We start from the raw sequence: 18,430 nt of genomic DNA, 5'->3' as shown, positions 1-18,430 counted from the left end.
TAAGAGAAAGGAGGAGCACACACCATGGCTACACTTCGCGAACTGCGCGACCGCATTCGGTCAGTCAATTCCACGAAGAAGATCACCAAGGCCCAGGAGCTGATCGCGACTTCCCGCATCACCAAAGCCCAGCAGCGTGTTGCGGCGGCACAGCCGTACGCCAACGAGATGCAGGACATGATGGAGCGGCTTGTCTCGGCCACGAGTCTGGACCACCCGATGCTTCGTGAACGCGAAAACGGCAAGGTGGCGGCGGTGCTCGTGGTCACGTCCGACCGCGGCATGGCCGGTGGATACAACCACAACGTGCTCAAGAAGGCTGGCGAGCTGGATCGCATGCTCCGGGACAACGGCTACGACGTGGTGCGCTACGTCACCGGCGGCAAGGGTGTCAGCTACTACGACTTCCGCGATCAGGAGATCGCGGGGGAGTGGACCGGCTGGTCCCAGGATCCGTCGTGGGAGTCCACCCATGACGTCCGTCAGCACATTATCCAAGGTTTCGAGGCCAGCTCCGAAGGTGAAGCGAAGTGGCGTAACGGCCTCCGCGGCACCGAGGGGCAGGCTGTCCGCGGCTTCGATCAGGTGCACGTCGTGTACACGAGGTTCGTGTCCATGCTGTCGCAGGAAGCCACTGTCCACCAGCTGCTTCCGATCGAGCCGGTGTTCCACGACGTGGAGTTCGAGCAGAAGGATCTGCTGAACACGTCCGGCAATGCTCTGCCGGACATGGACTTCGAGCCGGATGCCGACACGCTCATGGAGCAGCTGCTTCCCGCGTACGTTTCCAGGTCGCTCTACTCGATCTTCCTGGAAGCGTCGGCGGCGGAGTCCGCTTCTCGACGCACCGCGATGAAGAACGCGACGGACAACGCAACCGAACTGGCCGGCGAGCTTTCGCGTGAAGCGAACCAGCTCCGTCAGGCGAAGATTACCCAGGAAATCACCGAGATTATCGGCGGCGCTGGCGCGTTGTCCGGTAGCGGAGAAAGTGACTAGAAATGACTACAGCTCAATCTTTTGATGGGCGTAACGACGAGCCGACCGGGGCCGAGGACAACGTCGCAGCCTCCGGTGCCGTCGAGAACGCCTCTGATAATGCCACCCAGGCTCGTAGCGCTGAGAGCACCCAGAACCCGCAGGGCTCCGAGAACGGCCGCGTCGTGCGCGTCATCGGCGCCGTCGTCGACGTGGAGTTCCCGCGCGGCGAACTGCCGGAGCTCTACAACGCTCTGCACACCAACATCGAGCTCGAGGCAGTGGCTAAGACCATTACGCTCGAGGTCGCTCAGTTCCTGAGCGACGGTCTCGTCCGTACCATCGCCATGGCCCCGACCGACGGCCTCGTCCGCGGTGCCAAGGTCGTCGACACCGGCAACCCGATTTCGGTGCCGGTCGGCGACCAGGTCAAGGGCCACGTCTTCAACGCGCTGGGCGACTGCCTGGACGACCCGTCGGTCGGCCAGGAGGGCGAGCGCTGGGGCATCCACCGTGAGCCCCCGGCCTTCAAGGACCTCGAGGGCAAGACGGAGATTCTCGAGACCGGTATTAAGGTCATCGACCTCCTCACCCCGTACGTCAAGGGCGGCAAGATCGGCCTCTTCGGCGGCGCTGGTGTGGGCAAGACCGTTCTCATCCAGGAGATGATCACCCGTATTGCACGCGAGTTCTCCGGTACGTCGGTCTTCGCCGGCGTCGGCGAGCGCACCCGTGAGGGTACAGACCTCTTCCTCGAGATGGAGGACATGGGCGTCCTTCCGGATACCGCCCTTGTCTTCGGCCAGATGGATGAGCCGCCGGGGGTCCGTATGCGTGTGGCCCTGTCCGGCCTGACCATGGCGGAGTACTTCCGCGATGTCCAGAACCAGGACGTGCTGCTGTTCATCGACAACATCTTCCGTTTCACCCAGGCAGGTTCCGAGGTGTCCACGCTGCTCGGCCGTATGCCGTCTGCAGTGGGTTACCAGCCGACCCTGGCTGACGAGATGGGTGTTCTCCAGGAGCGCATTACCTCGACCAAGGGCCGTTCGATTACGTCTCTGCAGGCCGTTTACGTGCCGGCGGACGACTACACCGACCCGGCACCGGCGACCACCTTCGCCCACCTGGATGCGACGACAGAGCTCTCCCGTTCCATTGCCTCGAAGGGTATTTACCCGGCTGTGGATCCGCTGACCTCGACTTCCCGCATCCTGGAGCCGGGCATCGTCGGCGAGCGTCATTACGCTGTCGCGCAGAAGGTGATCAACATCCTGCAGAAGAACAAGGAGCTGCAGGACATCATCGCCATCCTCGGTATGGACGAGCTGTCCGAAGAGGACAAGATCACCGTTATGCGTGCCCGCAAGATCCAGCGCTTCCTCGGCCAGAACTTCTTCGTCGCTAAGAAGTTCACCGGTGACGAAGGTTCGTACGTGCCGCTCGAGGAGACGATCGACGCGTTCGACCGTCTCGCTTCCGGCGAGTTCGACCACTACCCGGAGCAGGCCTTCAACAACCTCGGCGGTCTGGACGACGTCGAGGCTGCGTACAAGAAGCTGCAAGAGAAGTAGGAGTAGCTCATGGCTGAAATCACCGCGCACCTCGTTTCTGTCGAGCGCATGTTGTGGTCTGGCGAGGCGAAGGTCGTCACCGCCCAGACCTCCGAAGGTGAGATCGGCGTGCTGCCTGGCCACGAACCCTTCTTGGGCCAGCTCAAGGAGAACGGCGTAGTGACCATCACCCCGGTCGACGGCGACAAGATCGTCGCGGCCGTGCAGGGTGGGTTCGTCTCGGTGACCGGTGACAAGGTCACCATCTTGGCGGACTACGCGATCTTCGCCGATGAGGTCAATGCCAACGAGGCTTTCGACGAGGAGGACCCGATGTCGAAGGCCCGCCACGATGCGGAGCAAGCAGCTTTGCGACGCAGCGGCAACGCCTAAGCTCTCCCTTTCCGCCCGGTACCGGCCACTGGCTGGTCCGGGCGGTTTCTTTTTGCCTGCTGCCGCCTGCCGCGGCAGTCTTAGGATGCCCGCCTCCGGGCACCGCTTTCGGGCACCGCCTCCGGGGTGACGCCTGCTGATGCTGCGGCTGGTCATCCCTATCCGTTCTTAACGGGGGTAGTCCAACTTTCGGCGGTTAATTTCCTGTGCCGATGGTCATTAGACTAGTCCGTTATGAAACTTCTCGGGTTCCTCTTCGGCGCAGTGCTGGTGGTACTGCTCGCAGGTGCCCTGTGGAGGTTCTTCACGGTGCGCAACAACGGAACTCCGGCGCTTCTGCGCAAGCTCCCGGCCACCGGGACACATGGTTGGCGTCACGGCATCGCCGCGTACAAGGGCGAGACAGTGAGGTTCTATAAACTGCGCTCGTTGTCTTTCTCCGCGGATATGGAGCTCAACCGTTCCATGCTGACCATCACCGGTAACAGGCAGGCCACCGAGACCGAACGGCATTTCATGCCCGGGGTCCAGGTGGTCGTTTTGTTTTCCACGGGGCGCGAGGACTACGAGTTCGCGACGAACCGCCACGCCGCGATGGCGCTCATCTCGTGGGTGGAGTCCGCACCCGACAGCAGGCAGGTGCGTGCCGACGCATCGCGGTTCCGGCAGCGGTCCTTTCGAAGCCATCTTTGACTCCCCGCCGGGGCGCAGGGCACCGTTCGGGCGAGCACGTAGCAAGCGCTAGGGTAGGGGACTATGCGTCTTGTTATCGCCCGTTGCTCGGTTGATTATGTCGGCCGCCTGGATGCGCACCTTCCGCTCGCGGACCGGCTGATCATGGTGAAAGCGGACGGTTCGCTATCTGTCCACGCCGACGACCGCGCCTATAAGCCACTCAACTGGATGACACCTCCGTGCACGATCGCCGAGGAACCGATTGTGGATGTTGACGGCGACGAGACAGGCGCCCAGCTATGGGTCGTGGAGAACCCAAAGGGGGAGCAGCTGCGCGTCACCATCGAGGAGATCCACTCGGATGTCACGTTCGACCTGGGCGTCGACCCGGGCCTGATCAAGGATGGTGTGGAGGCCCACTTGCAGGAGCTGCTCGCGGAGCACATCACGGTGCTCGGTGACGGCTACACCCTCGTCCGCCGCGAATACCCCACTCCGCTCGGTCCGGTAGACATCATGGCCCGGGACGCCGACGGCAAGGCCGTGGCAGTGGAGGTGAAGCGCCGCGGCAACATTGGCGGCGTGGAGCAGCTCACCCGCTACGTCGAGATGCTCAGCCGCGATGCACTCCTCGGCCCAGTCAAGGGGGTCTTCGCGGCGCAGGAGATCAAGCCCCAGGCGCGCACCCTCGCCGAGGACCGCGGCATCACGTGCGTCACTCTAGACTACGACGACTTGCGCGGCATCGAATCCAACGAGCTTCGGCTGTTCTAGGTTTTCAAGGTCGGGGAGGTCGAGGTGCCGCGAAGGAATCGTCGATATGCGCAGCAATTGCGCCCGCTGCCGCGCGACGGCGGCGCGTATTACGGCACGCGCGAGGAAGAGGGCCCGCACGGCGACATCTACCTCGTGCGGCAGATTGGGGCGGCGTCAGCGAAGAAGTACTACGTGTGCCCGCGGTGCAACCAGAATATTCCGCCGGGGGTCTCGCACATTGTGGCGTGGCCGCGGGACACTGGCGGGCGCGGGGACGACCGGAGGCATTGGCACAAGCACTGCTGGGAGCGTCGTTAAGCGAATAGTGCGTGCATGGCACCCTGCGTGTTCGTGCGCACGAGGTGGCCTTTCGGGGAGCGCCACACGGGGGTTCCCGCCACGCTGACGATGCGGCCGCGGCGCGCGCGTCCGGGGTCGTCGTCGTTGACCCGGTTGTGGTAACGGCACAGCAGCGCAAGGTTCGCGATGTTGGTCTCCCCGCCGTGCTTCCAGGCTGTGATGTGGTGGATCTCGCACGCGTCGGCGCCGTGCCGGCAGTCGGGCACTGGGCACGCCGGGCTCGTTGCGCGGGCGAGGACCCGCTGCTTGTCATTCGCTAATCGACGCGCCCGGTACAGGTTCACCGCCCCCTCCTGCGCGTGGAACGTGGCCGCCTCGAGGTGGTGTTCTGCTTTCGCGTAATGCTTGTTCAGGAACTCCGCGCCCGTCATTGTCGTGCCGTTCGTCAGTGTGAGAACGGTGTCGTCGCCGCGGCCCTCGTGAATGTCGACCCAGTCGGGCAGTGGGATGAGCAGCAGCGGGCGCGGGACGGCGTGGGGGACGCCCGGCGCCGGCGCGGCGTCGGGAGGACTGCCCTCCGCGTTGCAGCCCCGCATGAGCAGCAGGAATTTCGAGAGCATCTGGGGTGCGACGGGCTTTGTGGTGTCGGCCCCAAGTGTCAGCGCGTGCTCGAGGTCCGCTAGGTCGTCCTCGTCGGCGGTGACCGTCATGGTGCGGCAACCGGCGCGCGAGCGGGAGAACCTGACCTGCTTGCGCGGCGGCTTCTCCTCGCCAGGCACGAGACGCTTAGCGACGCGCTCCAGCGCCCTATAGTTCCCATGCGCCTCCAGCAGCGCCAGGCGCAATTTCGCCTGGGTGCGGCTGGATTTGATTTTCTTGAGGCGCCGCTCGATCATCGCCAGCTGGTCCAGCGAGAATCCTTTACGCCGGGCCTTTTCCGCGGCGAGGCGCTGCTTCTGCGGCGAAGTCGTGGGGCCGAAGTACGTCTCGTGGAGTCTTTTCCACGCATTGACGCGATTCGGGTCGAGCCCGGCGGCGAGCGCCTCGTCGCGGTCGAAGTCCGCCAGAGCGTCGATCGCCGCCTCCGACATTGTCTTGATGAGTGATCTAAATAGTGTCATGCCCCGAACGCTACTGGCTGCCGTGCGGTGCCGTAAAGAGGTGAATGTGCACTATAATCGCCATTTTTGAGGGAACCTGAAGTGCGTCGATGTGAGGGGAGTGACGCGTGCCCGCCCCCGCGCAGCCGCGGGGCGTGTGTGGCGGCGAGAAGCGGGGTGCAGCGGCCAGGCGGAGATTAGCGGGAGGCGGGAGGCGGGCGGCGAAGCGAGCCCAGGGCCGGCCCGGCCACTTAGCGGAGGCGGTAGAACTGCGCGCTCATCGCCGGCACATGGAAGGACGCGGACTGCTCGAAGGAGTCCCAGGGGGTGGGGTGGGTGAGGACGGCATCGTTAAGCGGGTTGCCCGCGCCGTGGTAGCGCGCGTCGTCGGTGTTGAGGATGAGCTCCCACTCGCCGGCGCGAGGCAGACCCAAACGGTAGTCGGTCTGGGATGCGCCAGAGAGGTTGATCACGGCGAGTACCGGTGTTCCGTCGGCACCCCAGCGGATGTAGGCGAGGATGTTGTGCTGGGAATCGTCGCCCTTGATCCACTGGAAGCCCATCGGCGTGTTGTCCTGGCTGTACAGGGCCGGAGTGTCGCGGTACAGGTGGTTCAAATCGCGCACGAGGGTACGGATGCCGTGGTGGTACTCGCTGTCCCAGCCCTCGAGGTCGTCCCAGTTGATGGAACCGGCCTCAGCCCACTCGGTGGTCTGGCCGAACTCGCACCCCATGAAGATGAGCTGCTTGCCTGGGTGCGAGAACATGTACGCGAACAGGCTGCGGACACCGGCGGCCTTGTTCCAGCTATCGCCGGGCATGCGCTCCCACAGCGATCCCTTGCCGTGGACGACTTCGTCGTGGCTGAACGGCAGGACGTAGCGCTCGGAGAAGGCGTACACAAGAGAGAACGTGATCTCGTGGTGGTGGTAGGAGCGGTGGATGGGGTCGAGCGAGAAATACTCGAGGGTGTCGTTCATCCAGCCCATGTTCCACTTCAGGGAGAAGCCGAGGCCGTCTGCGGAGGTCTGGGCGGTCACTCCCGGCCACGCGGTGGATTCCTCGGCGATGGTGAGCACGCCGGGGTGTTCGCGCTGGACGGTGGCGTTGACCTCCTGGAGGAACTGGACGGCGTCGAGGTTCTCGCGGCCGCCGAACTGGTTGGGCAGCCATTCGCCCGGGTTGCGGGAGTAGTCGAGGTAGAGCATGGAGGCCACGGCGTCGACGCGGATGCCGTCGAGGTGGAACTCCTCGAACCAGTACAGGGCGTTGGCGACGAGGAAGTTGCGCACCTCGTTGCGGCCGAAGTCGAAGACGTAGGTGCCCCAGTCCTTCTGCTCGCCGCGGCGCCAGTCGGGGTGCTCGTAGAGGGCGGTTCCGTCGAAACGCGCGAGCGCCCATTCGTCCTTGGGGAAGTGCGCGGGCACCCAGTCGACGATGACGCCGATGCCGGCGTTGTGGAGCGTGTCGACGAGGTAGCGGAAGTCGTCGGGCGAACCCCAGCGCGCGGTGGGCGCGTAGTAGCCGGACACCTGGTAGCCCCAGGATCCGCCGAAGGGGTGCTCAGCGACAGGCAGGAACTCGACGTGGGTGAAGCCGTTCTCCTGCAAGTAGGGGACGAGTTCGCGGGCGAGCTCGCGGTAGCCGTAGCCGACGCGCCACGAGCCGATGTGGACCTCGTAGACGCTCATCGGCGAGTTCGTCACGTCGGTGCCGGGGCGGGCGGCCATCCACTCGTGGTCGGTCCACGCGTACCCGTCGGCATCGGCGACCACGGACACGGTTTCCGGCGGAGTCTTGGTCTGCTTCGCCAACGGGTCCGCCTTATCGACGGCCCGTCCGTCCGCCCCCTGCACCGTGAACTTGTATTCGGTTCCCGGCTCGATGCCGGGGATGAAGATCTCCCAGATGCCGGTGGAGCCGAGGGTGCGCATCGGGTACTGGTTGGGGTTCCAGTTGCAGAAGTCTCCGATCACGGCGACACCCTGGGCGTTCGGCGCCCACACAGCGAAGGAGGTGCCTTTCACCTCGCCCATCGAGGTGTTGTAGGTGTGCTGGTTCGCGCCGAGGACCTCCCACAGGCGCTCGTGGCGGCCCTCACCAATGAGGTGCAGATCGAAGGAGCTCAGGGTGGGCAGGAAGTGGTACGGATCGGCGATGATCACCGGCGGCGTGTCGGGGTAGGTGACCTGGAAGCGGTAGTCGGGGGCGAGATCGTCGTCGAGCGGCAGCACCCAGATGTCGTCGCCGATCGGCGTCATGGGTTTGCCCTCGTTGTGGATCAGCACCTCCACGTCCGTCGCTCCGAGGAGGCGCGTGCGGATCACGGAGCCTGACGACGTCGCGTGCCACCCGTAGAAATCGTGCGGCGCGTGGTGCTTGCACTCGAGGAGTCGGCGCCGGTCCTCTTCCGGGATGTAGTGCGCCGGTTCCAGCTGGGCAGGGGTGTCGTCAAAGCCGGAGGTCATGGTGTTCCTTTGAATTCGAATTCGGTTGGTCGGTCTGGGATCAGTGTGAGGTCGGGTGAACGGTGGTACGAAGCGCCATCTTACGGGCGGTAATCCTCGTCGGTGATGTGGCGGAAGGCGAGGCGGGTGCGGGTGGGTCCGTCGATAGGCGGAAGGCGGAAGATGTGCGCGACGTTTTCCACGGGGCTCAAACGGACGTAATTGCGCATGGACCAGTCGTAGTCGGCGCCGGAGATCTCGTCGTGGACGGGGAATGTCGCGCCGGGCGCGAGACCGAGGGCGTCCATGTTGAGCGTAACGGTCGCTTCCTGCGTGTAGATCGGGTCGAGATTGACGACGACGAGGACGCTGTCGCCGGTGCCGGCATCGAATTTGGAGAAGACGAGGATGTTGTCGTTGTCCGCGTCGTGGAAGTGCAGGTTGCGCAGCTGCTGAAATGCCGGGTGCTCGCGACGGACCGTGTTGAGCAGCGTGATGTACGGCTCGAGTGAGTCGCCGCGCTCCAGAGCTGCCTGGAAGTCGCGGGGGCGCAGCTCGTATTTCTCGGAGTTGAGGTACTCCTCGCTGCCGGGGGCGACGGGCTCGTGCTCGTAGAGCTCGAAGCCGGAGTACATGCCCCACAGCGGGCTCAGCGTGGCGGCGAGTGTCGCGCGGATCGCGAAGGCGGCGCGGTTGCCTGTCTGGAGGAACGCGTGGAGGATGTCCGGGGTGTTGGCCCAGAACGACGGGCGCGAGATATCGGCGAAGCGGACGCAGTCCTGGGCGAAGCCGGTGAGCTCCTTCTTCGTGGTCTTCCACGGGAAGTAGGTGTACGACTGCGTGAACCCGGCCTTCGCCAGTCCCAGCAGGCGCGGCGGGCGGGTAAACGCTTCGGCGAGGAAGATCACGTCGGGGTGTGTCTCGTGCACCTTGTTGATAATCCAGTGCCAGAAATCGACGGGCTTGGTGTGTGGGTTGTCCACGCGGAAGGTCGTGATGCCCAGTTCGACCCAGACCATGAGTGCGCGGTAGATCTCCTGGTAGATACCGTCGGCGTTGTTGTCGAAGTTGATGGGGTAGATGTCCTGGTACTTCTTCGGCGGGTTCTCGGCGTACGCGATGGTGCCGTCGGCGAGCACGGTGAAGAACTCCGGGTGGTCTTTGGCCCACGGGTGGTCCGGGGCGGCCTGGAGAGCGAAGTCGAGGGCGACTTCGAGGCCGAGTTCCTCGGCGCGGGCGAGCAGCTTCTCCAGGTCTTTCTTGGTGCCCAGCTCCGGGTGGATGGCGTCGTGGCCGCCGTCTTTGGAGCCGATGGCCCACGGGGAGCCGACATCGCCGTCCTCGGCGACGAGGGTGTTGTTCGGGCCCTTGCGGTTGACGGTGCCGATGGGGTGGATGGGTGGGAAGTAGACGGTGTCGAAACCCATCGCGGCGACGCGTGGCAACGCCTCGGCGGTGGTGGCGAAGGTGCCGTGGACGGGATGGCCGTCGGCGTCCCAGCCGCCGGTGGAGCGCGGGAACAGCTCGTACCAGGAGCTGAACAGGGCCTTTTTGCGTTCGACGAGGATCTGGCACTCGGGGCCCTCGGTGACGAGGTCGCGGACCGGCCGGCCGGCGAGAACGGCGGCGACCTCGGGTTCGAGGGCGGGGGCGATGCGCTCGCGGAGGGGAGCGTCGGACTCGAGGGCGTCGGCGGCATCCACGAGCTGGCTGGTGCCGGCGGCGTGGGCTCCGGCTTCGGCCGCCGCGCGGCGCAGCAGTTCGGCGCCGTGGGTGAGATCGTTGGCGAGCTCGGCGGCGGATTGGCCGGCGGCAGTCTTCTTGGTCACGGCGTTGCGCCAGGTAGCCATCGGGTCGGACCAGGCCTCGACGCGGAAGCGCCACAGGCCGGGCGCGTCGGGGGTGAACACGGCGTTGCAGTAATCGGGGCGGTCGGTCTCCGGAGTCATGGCGACGGTGTATTCGCTGCCGTCCGGGGAGGTCACCACCACGGTCGCGGCGATCGCGTCGTGGCCTTCGCGCCACACCAGGGCGGAGATCGGCACTACCTCGCCGACGACGGCTTTCGTGGGCAGGGCACCGTCTGTGGTGCGGGGGCGGACATCGTCGATTCCAAGTCGGCCGATCACAGGGCTCACGTCGATTCACCTCGTCCAATTGACGTAAATGGGGGCACAGGGGCGCGCGGGCGCACCTTCTGGCACCCAGAGTAGCGAAGGAACGGGGGAGCCATTGGCCATGTCAGTCGGCCGTCGGGAAGCAAAATGCGCCACAATGGGAAGCGTGACTGACCGAACTCCCGAAATTGAACCGACAAATCCCGATTTGCTGATCGACTTCCGCGGCGTGGAATTCCGGCGTGGCGGAAAATCGCTGGTTGGCCCCATCGACTGGCAGGTGGAGCTCGACGAGCGCTGGGTCGTCATCGGCCCGAACGGTGCCGGCAAGACCTCCCTGATCAGGATGGCCGCGGCGCAGGAATTTCCGTCGGAAGGCACGGCATTCCTGCTGGGCGAGCAGATCGGCAAGACCGACATGCGCGATCTGCGCGCGGTGATCGGCATGACCAGTTCGGCGCTCGCGGAACGCGTGCCGGTGGACGAGCGCGTCGAGGACCTTGTTCTTTCCGGCGGTTACGCCGTCGTGGGACGCTGGCGTGAGGAGTACGAGGAGCAGGACTACGAGCAGGTGCACGATGCCCTCGACCAGGTCGGTGCGTTCCATCTGCTGGGCCGTCGCTGGGGCACCCTGTCGGACGGCGAGAAGAAGCGCGTGCTCATCGCCCGCGCGATCATGGTCAACCCGGAGCTGCTCATCATGGACGAGCCAGGCGCGGGCCTGGACTTGGGTGGCCGCGAGGACCTCGTCGCCTATCTGGGGGATCTCGCGCTCGACCCGGATGCCCCCGCGATCGTGATGATCACGCACCACGTGGAGGAAATCCCGTTCGGTTTCACTCACGCACTGCTTCTCGACGAAGGCGAGATCGTCGCCCAAGGCCTCATCGACGACGTGCTCACCAGCGAGAACCTGACGAAGGCGTACCACCAGCCGATCAAGCTGACGAAGGAAGAGGGCCGCTACTTCGCGCGGAGGGAGCGTCGGGGCGGGACGCACCGTCGATAAGCGGACGGGAGGATGCATATGTCCACGCGCGACGAAGAGGACATGCTGGGGATCAACTACGGCCGACTCGCGGCGACCGTGATCCTCGTGCGCGACGGCGCCCACGGGCTCGAGGTGTGGATGCAGGAGCGCGTGCTCACGATGCGCAATTACCCGGGGATGACCGTGTTCCCGGGCGGCGGCGTGGACATCCGTGATTTTCCGCCGAGCAAGGACGAAGCGAAGGAGCTGTGGTCCGGGCGGTCGGTGTCCGACCTTGCCAAACAGCTCGACATGAAGCCGCGGCAGGCCCACGCGCTCATGTTCGCCGCCGTGCGCGAACTCTTCGAGGAAACCGGCACTCTTTTGCTTGTCGACGACACCGGCGCCCTCCTCCGCGACGCCCGCCCCTTCCACCGGGTCCGCAAACGGCTTGAAAGCCACGAACTGTCGTTCACCGAGCTGCTCGAAGAAACCGGGCTCGATGTCGACGCGACTTTGCTCAAACCTTCCGGCCGCTGGGTGGGCAAGTCCGAGAAGGGCAATTGGTTCGACACCTTCACATTCATCGCCGAGTTGCCCGCCGGGCAAGAACCCGATGTCACCACCGGCGAGGCCAGCGACGCGAACTGGTTCCCGCCGAGCCTGCTTCTCGACGGCTGGCGCCAAGGCCTCGTCCGTTTCGCCCCCTCCACGTGGGCGCAGCTCTACGACATCTCCGAATTCTCCTCCGTCGCTGAGATCATGGAGCATGTCAAAGGTCTGCCCATTGAGGCCGTCGTCGGCGACCCCGTCGACATTCCCCGTTACCGCGAACTCTTCGAGTCCAACCCTGTGAACCGGATGGGGAAGAAATTTGAGCTTTAGCCCCGACGAGGTGCGGTTTCTCGCCGCCCACCGCGCCGACATTGCCCGCGTGGCCGCTTCCGGTGAGGTGGCGCTGACGAAGAAGTCCGCCATCGCCGACCGCACTGCGCTGTCCAAGCGCTTCGGCGGCAACGCCCGCGTCGTGATGGAGCTGCTGCAGGCGCGGAAGGTGCTGGCCCCGAAACTCGCCGTCCCCGCGGCCGGCGACGTTGCAGGTTCTGCCCCAAATTCTGCTCCGCAGTGTGCCACGGTTTCAGCCTCCGAGTGGCTCGCCGACAGCGATTCCGCCCAGCAGGCCACACCGCTCCGAGTGTCGATGGTGCGCGCGGAGCGCATCGCCGCGGCAGGGGCATCGTTAGTTCACGACGTGACGTGCTCCATCGGTACGGAAGCACCTGCGGTGATCTCTGCGGGGCTCGATTGGCTGGGCACGGACTTGGACTATTCCCGGCTCCTCATGGCGCGGGAGAATCTGCGTTCGGCTGCGGCCGAGGCTGGGGCTGCGGGCGCAGGCCGGGCGTGGGTCGCTCAAGCCGACGCACTGGTGCCGGTGACCACAACCGCGAGCAGTCCCGGACCGCGGATTCGTGCGTGCTCGGGAACCGGCTCTCGCCCGGGACGCGTCATCGTGGCGGACCCGGCCCGCCGCGCGGACGGGCGGCGCATCACGGACCCGGCGAAGCTCATCCCGCCGCTTCCGGACCTGCTCGACGCTTTTCCCGGCGCGGCGATGGCGGTCAAATGCGCGCCGGGAATCGACTACTCGGACTGGCACGGCCTGGTGAGCGTGGTCAGCGTCAACGGGGGAGTCAAAGAGGCGTGCCTGTACACACCGGATCTCGCGGAGGCAGGCCACACGCGGGAAGCAGTGGTCATCCGCGACAGCTTCACGGAGAGGGTGAGGAATGAGGGGGAAGGGGTGGACGTCGATAAGCCGCGAGGCTTCATCGTTGAGCCCGACGGCGCGGTGATCCGCGCGGGGCTCGTCCAGCAGTGGGCCGCGCGGCACAGCCTTGCGATGCTGGACCCGCACATCGCGTTCCTCACCGGCGATGCCGTACCGGACGGGTACTCCGGATTTCCATTCATCGAGGCGGTGCCGTTGAAGAAGCTGCGGCCCGCACTCCAGGCGCACGGGGCGGGGTCGGCGGAGATCCTCGTGCGCGGTGTCGATGTGGACCCCGACCAGCTGCGCGGCAAGCTGAAGCTCAAAGGCGACCGGCCGATGGCTGTCGTGATCGCGCGGATCGGGGACCATGCGACAGCGTTCATTTGCGGCGCGCGCGTGCGCTAGGCTCGTGTGAGCGAATCTGACAGATGGAAGGTGAAACATTCATGCCCACCATTGCTGTGCTGGTGAAGAACGTGCCGGACACGTGGTCGACCAAGTCGCTCGAGGCGGACAACACTCTTGACCGCGCGAACGCCGACAACGTCATCGACGAGATCAACGAGTACGCCGTCGAGGCCGCGCTGCGTCTGCGCGACGCCGGCGACTACCGCGTCGTTGCGGTGACGATGGGGCCGGAAGGCTGCGAGGAAGCGCTGCGCAAGGCCCTCGCGATGGGTGCCGACGACGCTATTTCGCTTATCGACGACTCCCTCGCCGGCTCCGACGCCATCTCCACCGCGTGGGCCCTCCACAATGTGCTGAACACCATCGACGACCTGGCGCTGGTCGTCGCCGGAAACCAGTCCTCCGACGGCGGCACCGGTGCGGTCGCCGGCCTGCTGGCCGAGTACCGTCAGGTGCCCGCTGTGACCCAGGCGCACAACCTGCGCATCGAGGGCGGCGAAGTGCTGGCCACCCGCGAGGACGAGCGCGGCACGTGGGAGATCGCCGCGCCGCTGCCTGCTGTCGTCGCGGTGACCGAGCAGTCCGATAAGCCGCGCTTCCCGAATTTCAAGGGCATGAAGGCAGCCAAGAAGCACGAGATCACGCGCTTGACCATCGCCGATATCGGCGTCGACGCCGGCCAGGTCGGCCTGGGCAATTCCGCGACGTCCGTCACCAGCGCCACCGAAGTGCCGCCGCGCACCGCCGGCGAATTGCTTGAAGGCCCCGCCGACGACATCGCGGCGCAGGTCGTCGAGCAGTTGGCCGCCCGCAATCTTCTGGACAACCAGAACAATCCGAACAATTTGAGCAACCCGAACAACTAAGGAGCCGCACCACAATGCACGTCTACGTACTGGCAGAACACACCGGCTCTGAACTGAGCCCGATTACCGGAGAGCTGATCACCGCGGCGCGCGGGTTGGGAGTGGTCTCGGCGGTGGTCGTCGGCAAGCCTGGCGACGCTGAGGCGCTCGCACCGTCGTTGGCGACGTTGGGTGCCGCCCAGGTGATCGACGCGTCCGCCGAGGACTACGGCGAGCGTCTCATCCTCCCGGAGGTCGACGCCCTGCAGGCCCTCGGTGCCGCGAACCCGGCGCCGATCGTGATCGCCGCGACCGTGACCGGCAACGAGATCGCCGGCCGCCTCGCCGCGCGCCTCGGCTCTGGTGTGCTGGCGAATGTCGTGGGCATCGAGGACAACCGTGCCGCCCACCACGAGATTTTCGGCGGCAGCTACACCACGACCGCGATCGCCGGCGGCGAGTGCCCGATCTACACTCTGCGCCCCGGGTCTGTGAAAGCCGAGCCGCAGGAGGCGGCCGGGGAGATCGCTCCGATGCCGCTGCCGGCGGCGACCGACCGCGACGTGCACGTCACCTCGTTCACCCCGAAGGTGCGCGCCGACCGGCCGGAGCTGACCCAGGCGTCCACCGTCGTCTCCGGCGGCCGCGGCGTCGGTTCGGCGGACGGCTACAAGGAATATGTGGAGCAGCTCGCCGATGTCCTCGGCGCCGCCACCGGTTCCACCCGCGACATCGTCGACTTGGGCTACGCGGATCCTGAGACCCAGGTCGGCCAGACAGGCGCGACCGTCTCGCCGGATCTGTACATCGCTCTGGGAATCTCGGGTGCGATCCAGCACATCTCCGGTATGCAGACGTCTGGCACCATCGTCGCCGTTAACCAGGACCGCGACGAGCCGATCTTCTCTATCGCCGACATCGGTGTGGTGGCCGATATCGAGGAATTCGTGCCGGAGCTGATCAAGGCGCTCAAGAACCGGTGACGGTGAGCGGGACCCGCTATTTCGACCACGCGGCCACCACGCCTATGCGGCAAGTGGCCGTCGACGCGTGGGCCGAGCACGCCCATCTGCTCAACCCGGGAGGCCAGTACGCATCCGGGCGCGCCGCCAACGCCGCTGTGGCTCAGGCGCGTGAGACGGTCGCGGAGCTTCTCGGTGCCGATCCTGTCGAGGTGATCTTCACCGCCTCCGGGACCGAGGCCGACAACCTCTCGCTGCGCGGTTTCGCCGGCGAGCCGGGCGCGCGCATCGTCGCCACGCCGATCGAGCACCCGGCGGTTCGCGAGACCGTCGCGGATTTGGAACAGCACGGGGCACAGGTGGACATGCTGCCCGTGGGAGGAGACGGCGTCGTCCGCGTGACGGACATCCTCGACCAGCCGGCAGCAGTGGCGACCTGCATGTGGGCCAACAACGAGACCGGTGCGGTCCAGCCCGTCGACGAAGTTGTCCGGCGCGCGGACGCCGCCGGCACACCCGTCCACGTTGACGCGGTGCAGGTGGTGGGGCACCTGCCGGTAGATTTCCATGCGCTCGGCGCGACGACACTGGCGGCCTCCGCCCATAAATTCGGCGGACCGCGCGGCGCGGGAATCCTGCTGGCGAAGCGTTCCCCAGCGCCGGCCGCCGTGCTCACCGGCGGGGGACAGCAGCGCGGAATCCGGCCGGGGACCGTGGATGTCGCCACCGCAGTAGCGACTGCCGCGGCGCTGAAAGAAGCCGTTGCCGACATGGAGACGGAACGTGCGCGCTTAGTGACGCTGCGCGACCGTCTCGTCGCAGAGGTCTTGCGCACCATTCCGGATGCGCGTGCGACAGTGCTGGAACACGGAGTTCCCACGCTGCCCGGACACGCGCACCTGATGTTCCCGGGGGCGAACGGCGACGCGATGATCATGCTGCTCGACAGCATGGGCATCGAGGCGTCCACCGGATCCGCGTGCAACAACGGCGTGAACCAGCGCAGCCACGTGCTTGAGGCGATGGGGCTTCCCGACGAGCACGTCGACGGCGCCCTCCGTTTCACCCTGGGGCGCACGACGACGGACGAGGATGTGCAGTTCCTCCTCGCGAGGCTGCCGGAGGTGATCGGGAGGGCGCGGGACGTCGCAAAGCTGTGAAGCGGTACCGTGCGTGTCGCGTGTGGCGCATGTGACTGAAGTGAGTTACGGTGCGTACCATGACTCGTTCTTTGCGCCCTGCAGCCCTCATCGCATCCGCGGCCATCGCCTTCGGCGGAATCATGGCCGCCGGCTCCGTCAACGCCGATAGCCGCGCCGACTGGGTCAACGGTGTCGACGTCTCCCACCACCAGGACACCGGCGCCAACGGCATCGAGTGGAACTCGGTGCGCGACGACAACAACCGCTTCGCCATCATCAAGGCCACCGAAGGGGTCGACTACACCGACGATGCCTACGCCAAGTTCGCGCAAGGCGCGGTCGCCTCCGGCATGAACGTCGGTGCCTACCACTACGCCCGCCCGGCCAAGGACCCGGTCGCACAGGCGCAGAACTTCGCCAACGCCTACAAGTCCGTCCCCGGCCTGAGCCTGCCGCCGGTGCTCGACCTCGAAGTCGACGAAGGCCTGAGCCCGGAGCAGCTCAGCGGCTGGACCCGCACCTTCCTCGCCGAGGTGGAAAAGCAGACCGGCCGCCGCCCGATGGTGTACACCTACCGCTACTTCTGGCTCGAGCAGATGGGCGACACCAAGGATTTCGCCGACTACCCGCTGTGGCTCGCCGCGTACCAGAACAAGGCGCCGGGTCCCGTGGGCGGCTGGGACAAGGTGGATATCTGGCAGCGTTCCGAGTCCGGGCGCGTCGCCGGAGTGAACACCCCGGTCGACCTGAACCTGTTCAACGGCAACCAGGGCCAGTTCGCGCGCTTCAGCGGAGGCGACCTCAATGCCGCGGGCGGCCTGCTCGAGACGATGCAGGACAGCGACATCGAAAGCGGCATTTCGGATTCCCTCGCGGTTCTGGAGCAGGGTAACTCTGCGCTCGCCGCCGCCATCCTCGGCCTTGCGTCCGGTGTTCTCGCGCCGCAGCAGGTGCAGGGAGCCGCGGAACAGTTCGGTTTCGATGCTGGTGACGCGCAGAACATCGCGGACACCGCGCGCACCCAGGTAGAGAATGGCACGCTGCCCATCGACGACCTCAACAAGATGATGGTGGGCGACGACTACTCCGTCGGCGACCTGCTCATCCTGCTCGACAACGCCAACAAGAACGGCGGAGGCGCCGCAGCAGCCGGCGCGGCCGAGGGATCGAGCCAGTAAGCGTCACGCCTGTCACGCCTCCGGCGGGCGTTCGCTCTCCGGATCGTGGCGCGGTGCCGCGGACGCCGCCATCTCCCGCGCCCACGCATCGCCCTTGAATTGGGCGGGTACCCCACCCCCTAGCAACCTGCGGGTCAGCTGGGGGGTGTCGCGTATTTCGGACGCCGACCCGAGCAAAATGATGTTGCCGTAGCGCCGGCCCTTGAGCATCGGCGGGTCGGCGATCGCGGCTACGTGCGGGAAGACCTCAGCCATGCCGGCGAGTTCTTCGCGAGCCTCGGTGAGGTCGCCGCGGGAGCCGCAATTGGCCACGTAAAGGCCGTCTGGCGAGAGGGAGCGGAGGCAGGACTGGTAGAAGGGGAGCGTCGTCAAGCTGCGCGGTGTCGTCGCTGACTCGAAAACGTCGCGGATGATCACGTCGCGCGACGCATCGACGAAGCTGTCGGTGACCTCGCGTGCGTCGCCGACGCGGATCTTCACCAGCGGGGAGCGCGGGATGTCGAATTTCTCGCGCGCGAGCTCCGCCAATCCCATGTCCCACTCGACGACCGTGTTGCGCGAGTACGGCCACACGTGCGCGAAATAGCGGGGCAGCGAGCAGCCCGCGCCCCCGAGGTGCGTAAGGCGCGGCTTTTCCCAGGCGCGGGTCTCTTCGACGGCCGCCGCGATCCAGCGCATGTACTCGAAATCCAGCCGTTCCGGCTCACCTGGCACGATGTGCGAGCTGGGCACATCGTTGACCATGAGGAGCATCGACCCGTCTGGTTCGTGGATGATCTCCGCGATTCCGGTGTCGATCTCGATCGTCTCGCTTTTCTGGGCCATAGACGCT

17 protein-coding genes are annotated in these 18,430 nt (G+C 66.0%); 13 read left to right on the top strand and 4 right to left on the bottom strand.

From position 1 onward, the window contains the following. Window positions 1-24 precede the first annotated feature (24 nt). The 6 genes from QYR03_RS03425 to QYR03_RS03400 all read left to right on the top strand — a co-directional run bounded on the left by QYR03_RS03425 (window position 25) and on the right by QYR03_RS03400 (window position 4,673). A complete protein-coding gene (locus QYR03_RS03425; protein WP_301712824.1) occupies window positions 25-999 on the top strand; it encodes a F0F1 ATP synthase subunit gamma in 975 nt (324 codons plus the stop codon). 2 nt (window positions 1,000-1,001) lie between these two features. Further along, window positions 1,002-2,552 carry a F0F1 ATP synthase subunit beta gene (gene atpD, locus QYR03_RS03420; protein ID WP_259850920.1) on the top strand — a complete coding sequence of 517 codons (1,551 nt, stop codon included), beginning with the start codon at window positions 1,002-1,004 and terminating at the stop codon, window positions 2,550-2,552. Window positions 2,553-2,561: 9 nt separating this feature from the next. Then, entirely contained in the window at window positions 2,562-2,924 is a 363-nt protein-coding gene (locus QYR03_RS03415) for a F0F1 ATP synthase subunit epsilon (protein ID WP_301712823.1), read from the top strand. 234 nt (window positions 2,925-3,158) lie between these two features. Beyond that, window positions 3,159-3,617, top strand: coding sequence for a DUF2550 domain-containing protein (locus QYR03_RS03410; RefSeq protein WP_259850924.1), 459 nt, complete (start codon window positions 3,159-3,161; stop codon window positions 3,615-3,617). 63 nt (window positions 3,618-3,680) lie between these two features. After that, entirely contained in the window at window positions 3,681-4,373 is a 693-nt protein-coding gene (gene nucS / locus QYR03_RS03405; protein ID WP_301712822.1) for an endonuclease NucS, read from the top strand. 24 nt (window positions 4,374-4,397) lie between these two features. Next, a complete protein-coding gene (locus tag QYR03_RS03400; protein ID WP_301712821.1) occupies window positions 4,398-4,673 on the top strand; it encodes a hypothetical protein in 276 nt (91 codons plus the stop codon). Here the strand turns inward: QYR03_RS03400 and QYR03_RS03395 are convergent. The 3 genes from QYR03_RS03395 to QYR03_RS03385 form a co-directional block, all read right to left on the bottom strand. Continuing rightward, window positions 4,670-5,776: an HNH endonuclease signature motif containing protein gene (locus tag QYR03_RS03395; protein ID WP_301712820.1), complete on the bottom strand. Its 1,107-nt coding sequence runs from the start codon at window positions 5,774-5,776 to the stop codon at window positions 4,670-4,672. The genes QYR03_RS03400 and QYR03_RS03395 overlap by 4 nt on opposite strands. Window positions 5,777-6,006: 230 nt before the next feature. Then, a complete protein-coding gene (gene glgB / locus QYR03_RS03390) occupies window positions 6,007-8,223 on the bottom strand; it encodes a 1,4-alpha-glucan branching protein GlgB (RefSeq protein ID WP_301712819.1) in 2,217 nt (738 codons plus the stop codon). A gap of 80 nt (window positions 8,224-8,303) precedes the next feature. Continuing rightward, window positions 8,304-10,331, bottom strand: a complete 2,028-nt coding sequence (locus tag QYR03_RS03385; protein WP_301712838.1) for a maltotransferase domain-containing protein — start codon at window positions 10,329-10,331, stop codon at window positions 8,304-8,306. A gap of 145 nt (window positions 10,332-10,476) precedes the next feature. Between QYR03_RS03385 and QYR03_RS03380 the strand changes: the two genes are divergently transcribed. Genes QYR03_RS03380 through QYR03_RS03350 form a run of 7 tightly spaced genes read left to right on the top strand, consistent with a single transcriptional unit; the run spans window position 10,477 to window position 17,598 of the window. After that, window positions 10,477-11,328, top strand: a complete 852-nt coding sequence (locus QYR03_RS03380; protein WP_301712818.1) for an ABC transporter ATP-binding protein — start codon at window positions 10,477-10,479, stop codon at window positions 11,326-11,328. 18 nt (window positions 11,329-11,346) lie between these two features. Continuing rightward, the gene (locus QYR03_RS03375; protein WP_259850933.1) at window positions 11,347-12,174 is read left to right on the top strand and encodes an NUDIX hydrolase; all 828 of its coding nucleotides are present in this window, start codon (window positions 11,347-11,349) and stop codon (window positions 12,172-12,174) included. Beyond that, entirely contained in the window at window positions 12,164-13,468 is a 1,305-nt protein-coding gene (locus tag QYR03_RS03370; protein WP_301712817.1) for an SAM-dependent methyltransferase, read from the top strand. Before QYR03_RS03375 ends, QYR03_RS03370 begins: the two co-directional genes overlap by 11 nt. Window positions 13,469-13,509: 41 nt before the next feature. Next, window positions 13,510-14,337: an electron transfer flavoprotein subunit beta/FixA family protein gene (locus QYR03_RS03365; protein WP_259850935.1), complete on the top strand. Its 828-nt coding sequence runs from the start codon at window positions 13,510-13,512 to the stop codon at window positions 14,335-14,337. A 14-nt stretch (window positions 14,338-14,351) separates the two neighbouring features. Continuing rightward, window positions 14,352-15,299: an electron transfer flavoprotein subunit alpha/FixB family protein gene (locus QYR03_RS03360; RefSeq protein ID WP_301712816.1), complete on the top strand. Its 948-nt coding sequence runs from the start codon at window positions 14,352-14,354 to the stop codon at window positions 15,297-15,299. Window positions 15,300-15,343: 44 nt separating this feature from the next. Continuing rightward, complete coding sequence (locus tag QYR03_RS03355; RefSeq protein ID WP_301978987.1) at window positions 15,344-16,438, top strand: cysteine desulfurase family protein; 1,095 nt, start codon at window positions 15,344-15,346, stop codon at window positions 16,436-16,438. A 59-nt stretch (window positions 16,439-16,497) separates the two neighbouring features. Continuing rightward, the gene (locus tag QYR03_RS03350) at window positions 16,498-17,598 is read left to right on the top strand and encodes a glycoside hydrolase family 25 protein (RefSeq protein WP_259850937.1); all 1,101 of its coding nucleotides are present in this window, start codon (window positions 16,498-16,500) and stop codon (window positions 17,596-17,598) included. A 12-nt stretch (window positions 17,599-17,610) separates the two neighbouring features. On the opposite strand, the gene QYR03_RS03345 is transcribed toward QYR03_RS03350, so the two are convergent. Further along, the gene (locus tag QYR03_RS03345) at window positions 17,611-18,423 is read right to left on the bottom strand and encodes a spermidine synthase (protein WP_259850939.1); all 813 of its coding nucleotides are present in this window, start codon (window positions 18,421-18,423) and stop codon (window positions 17,611-17,613) included. Between the last annotated feature and the right edge of the window lie 7 nt (window positions 18,424-18,430).

It is taken from the genome of Corynebacterium sp. P4-C1 (assembly GCF_030503595.1).
Lineage (GTDB): Bacteria > Actinomycetota > Actinomycetes > Mycobacteriales > Mycobacteriaceae > Corynebacterium.
This window is presented reverse-complemented; position numbering and strand designations above follow the sequence as displayed.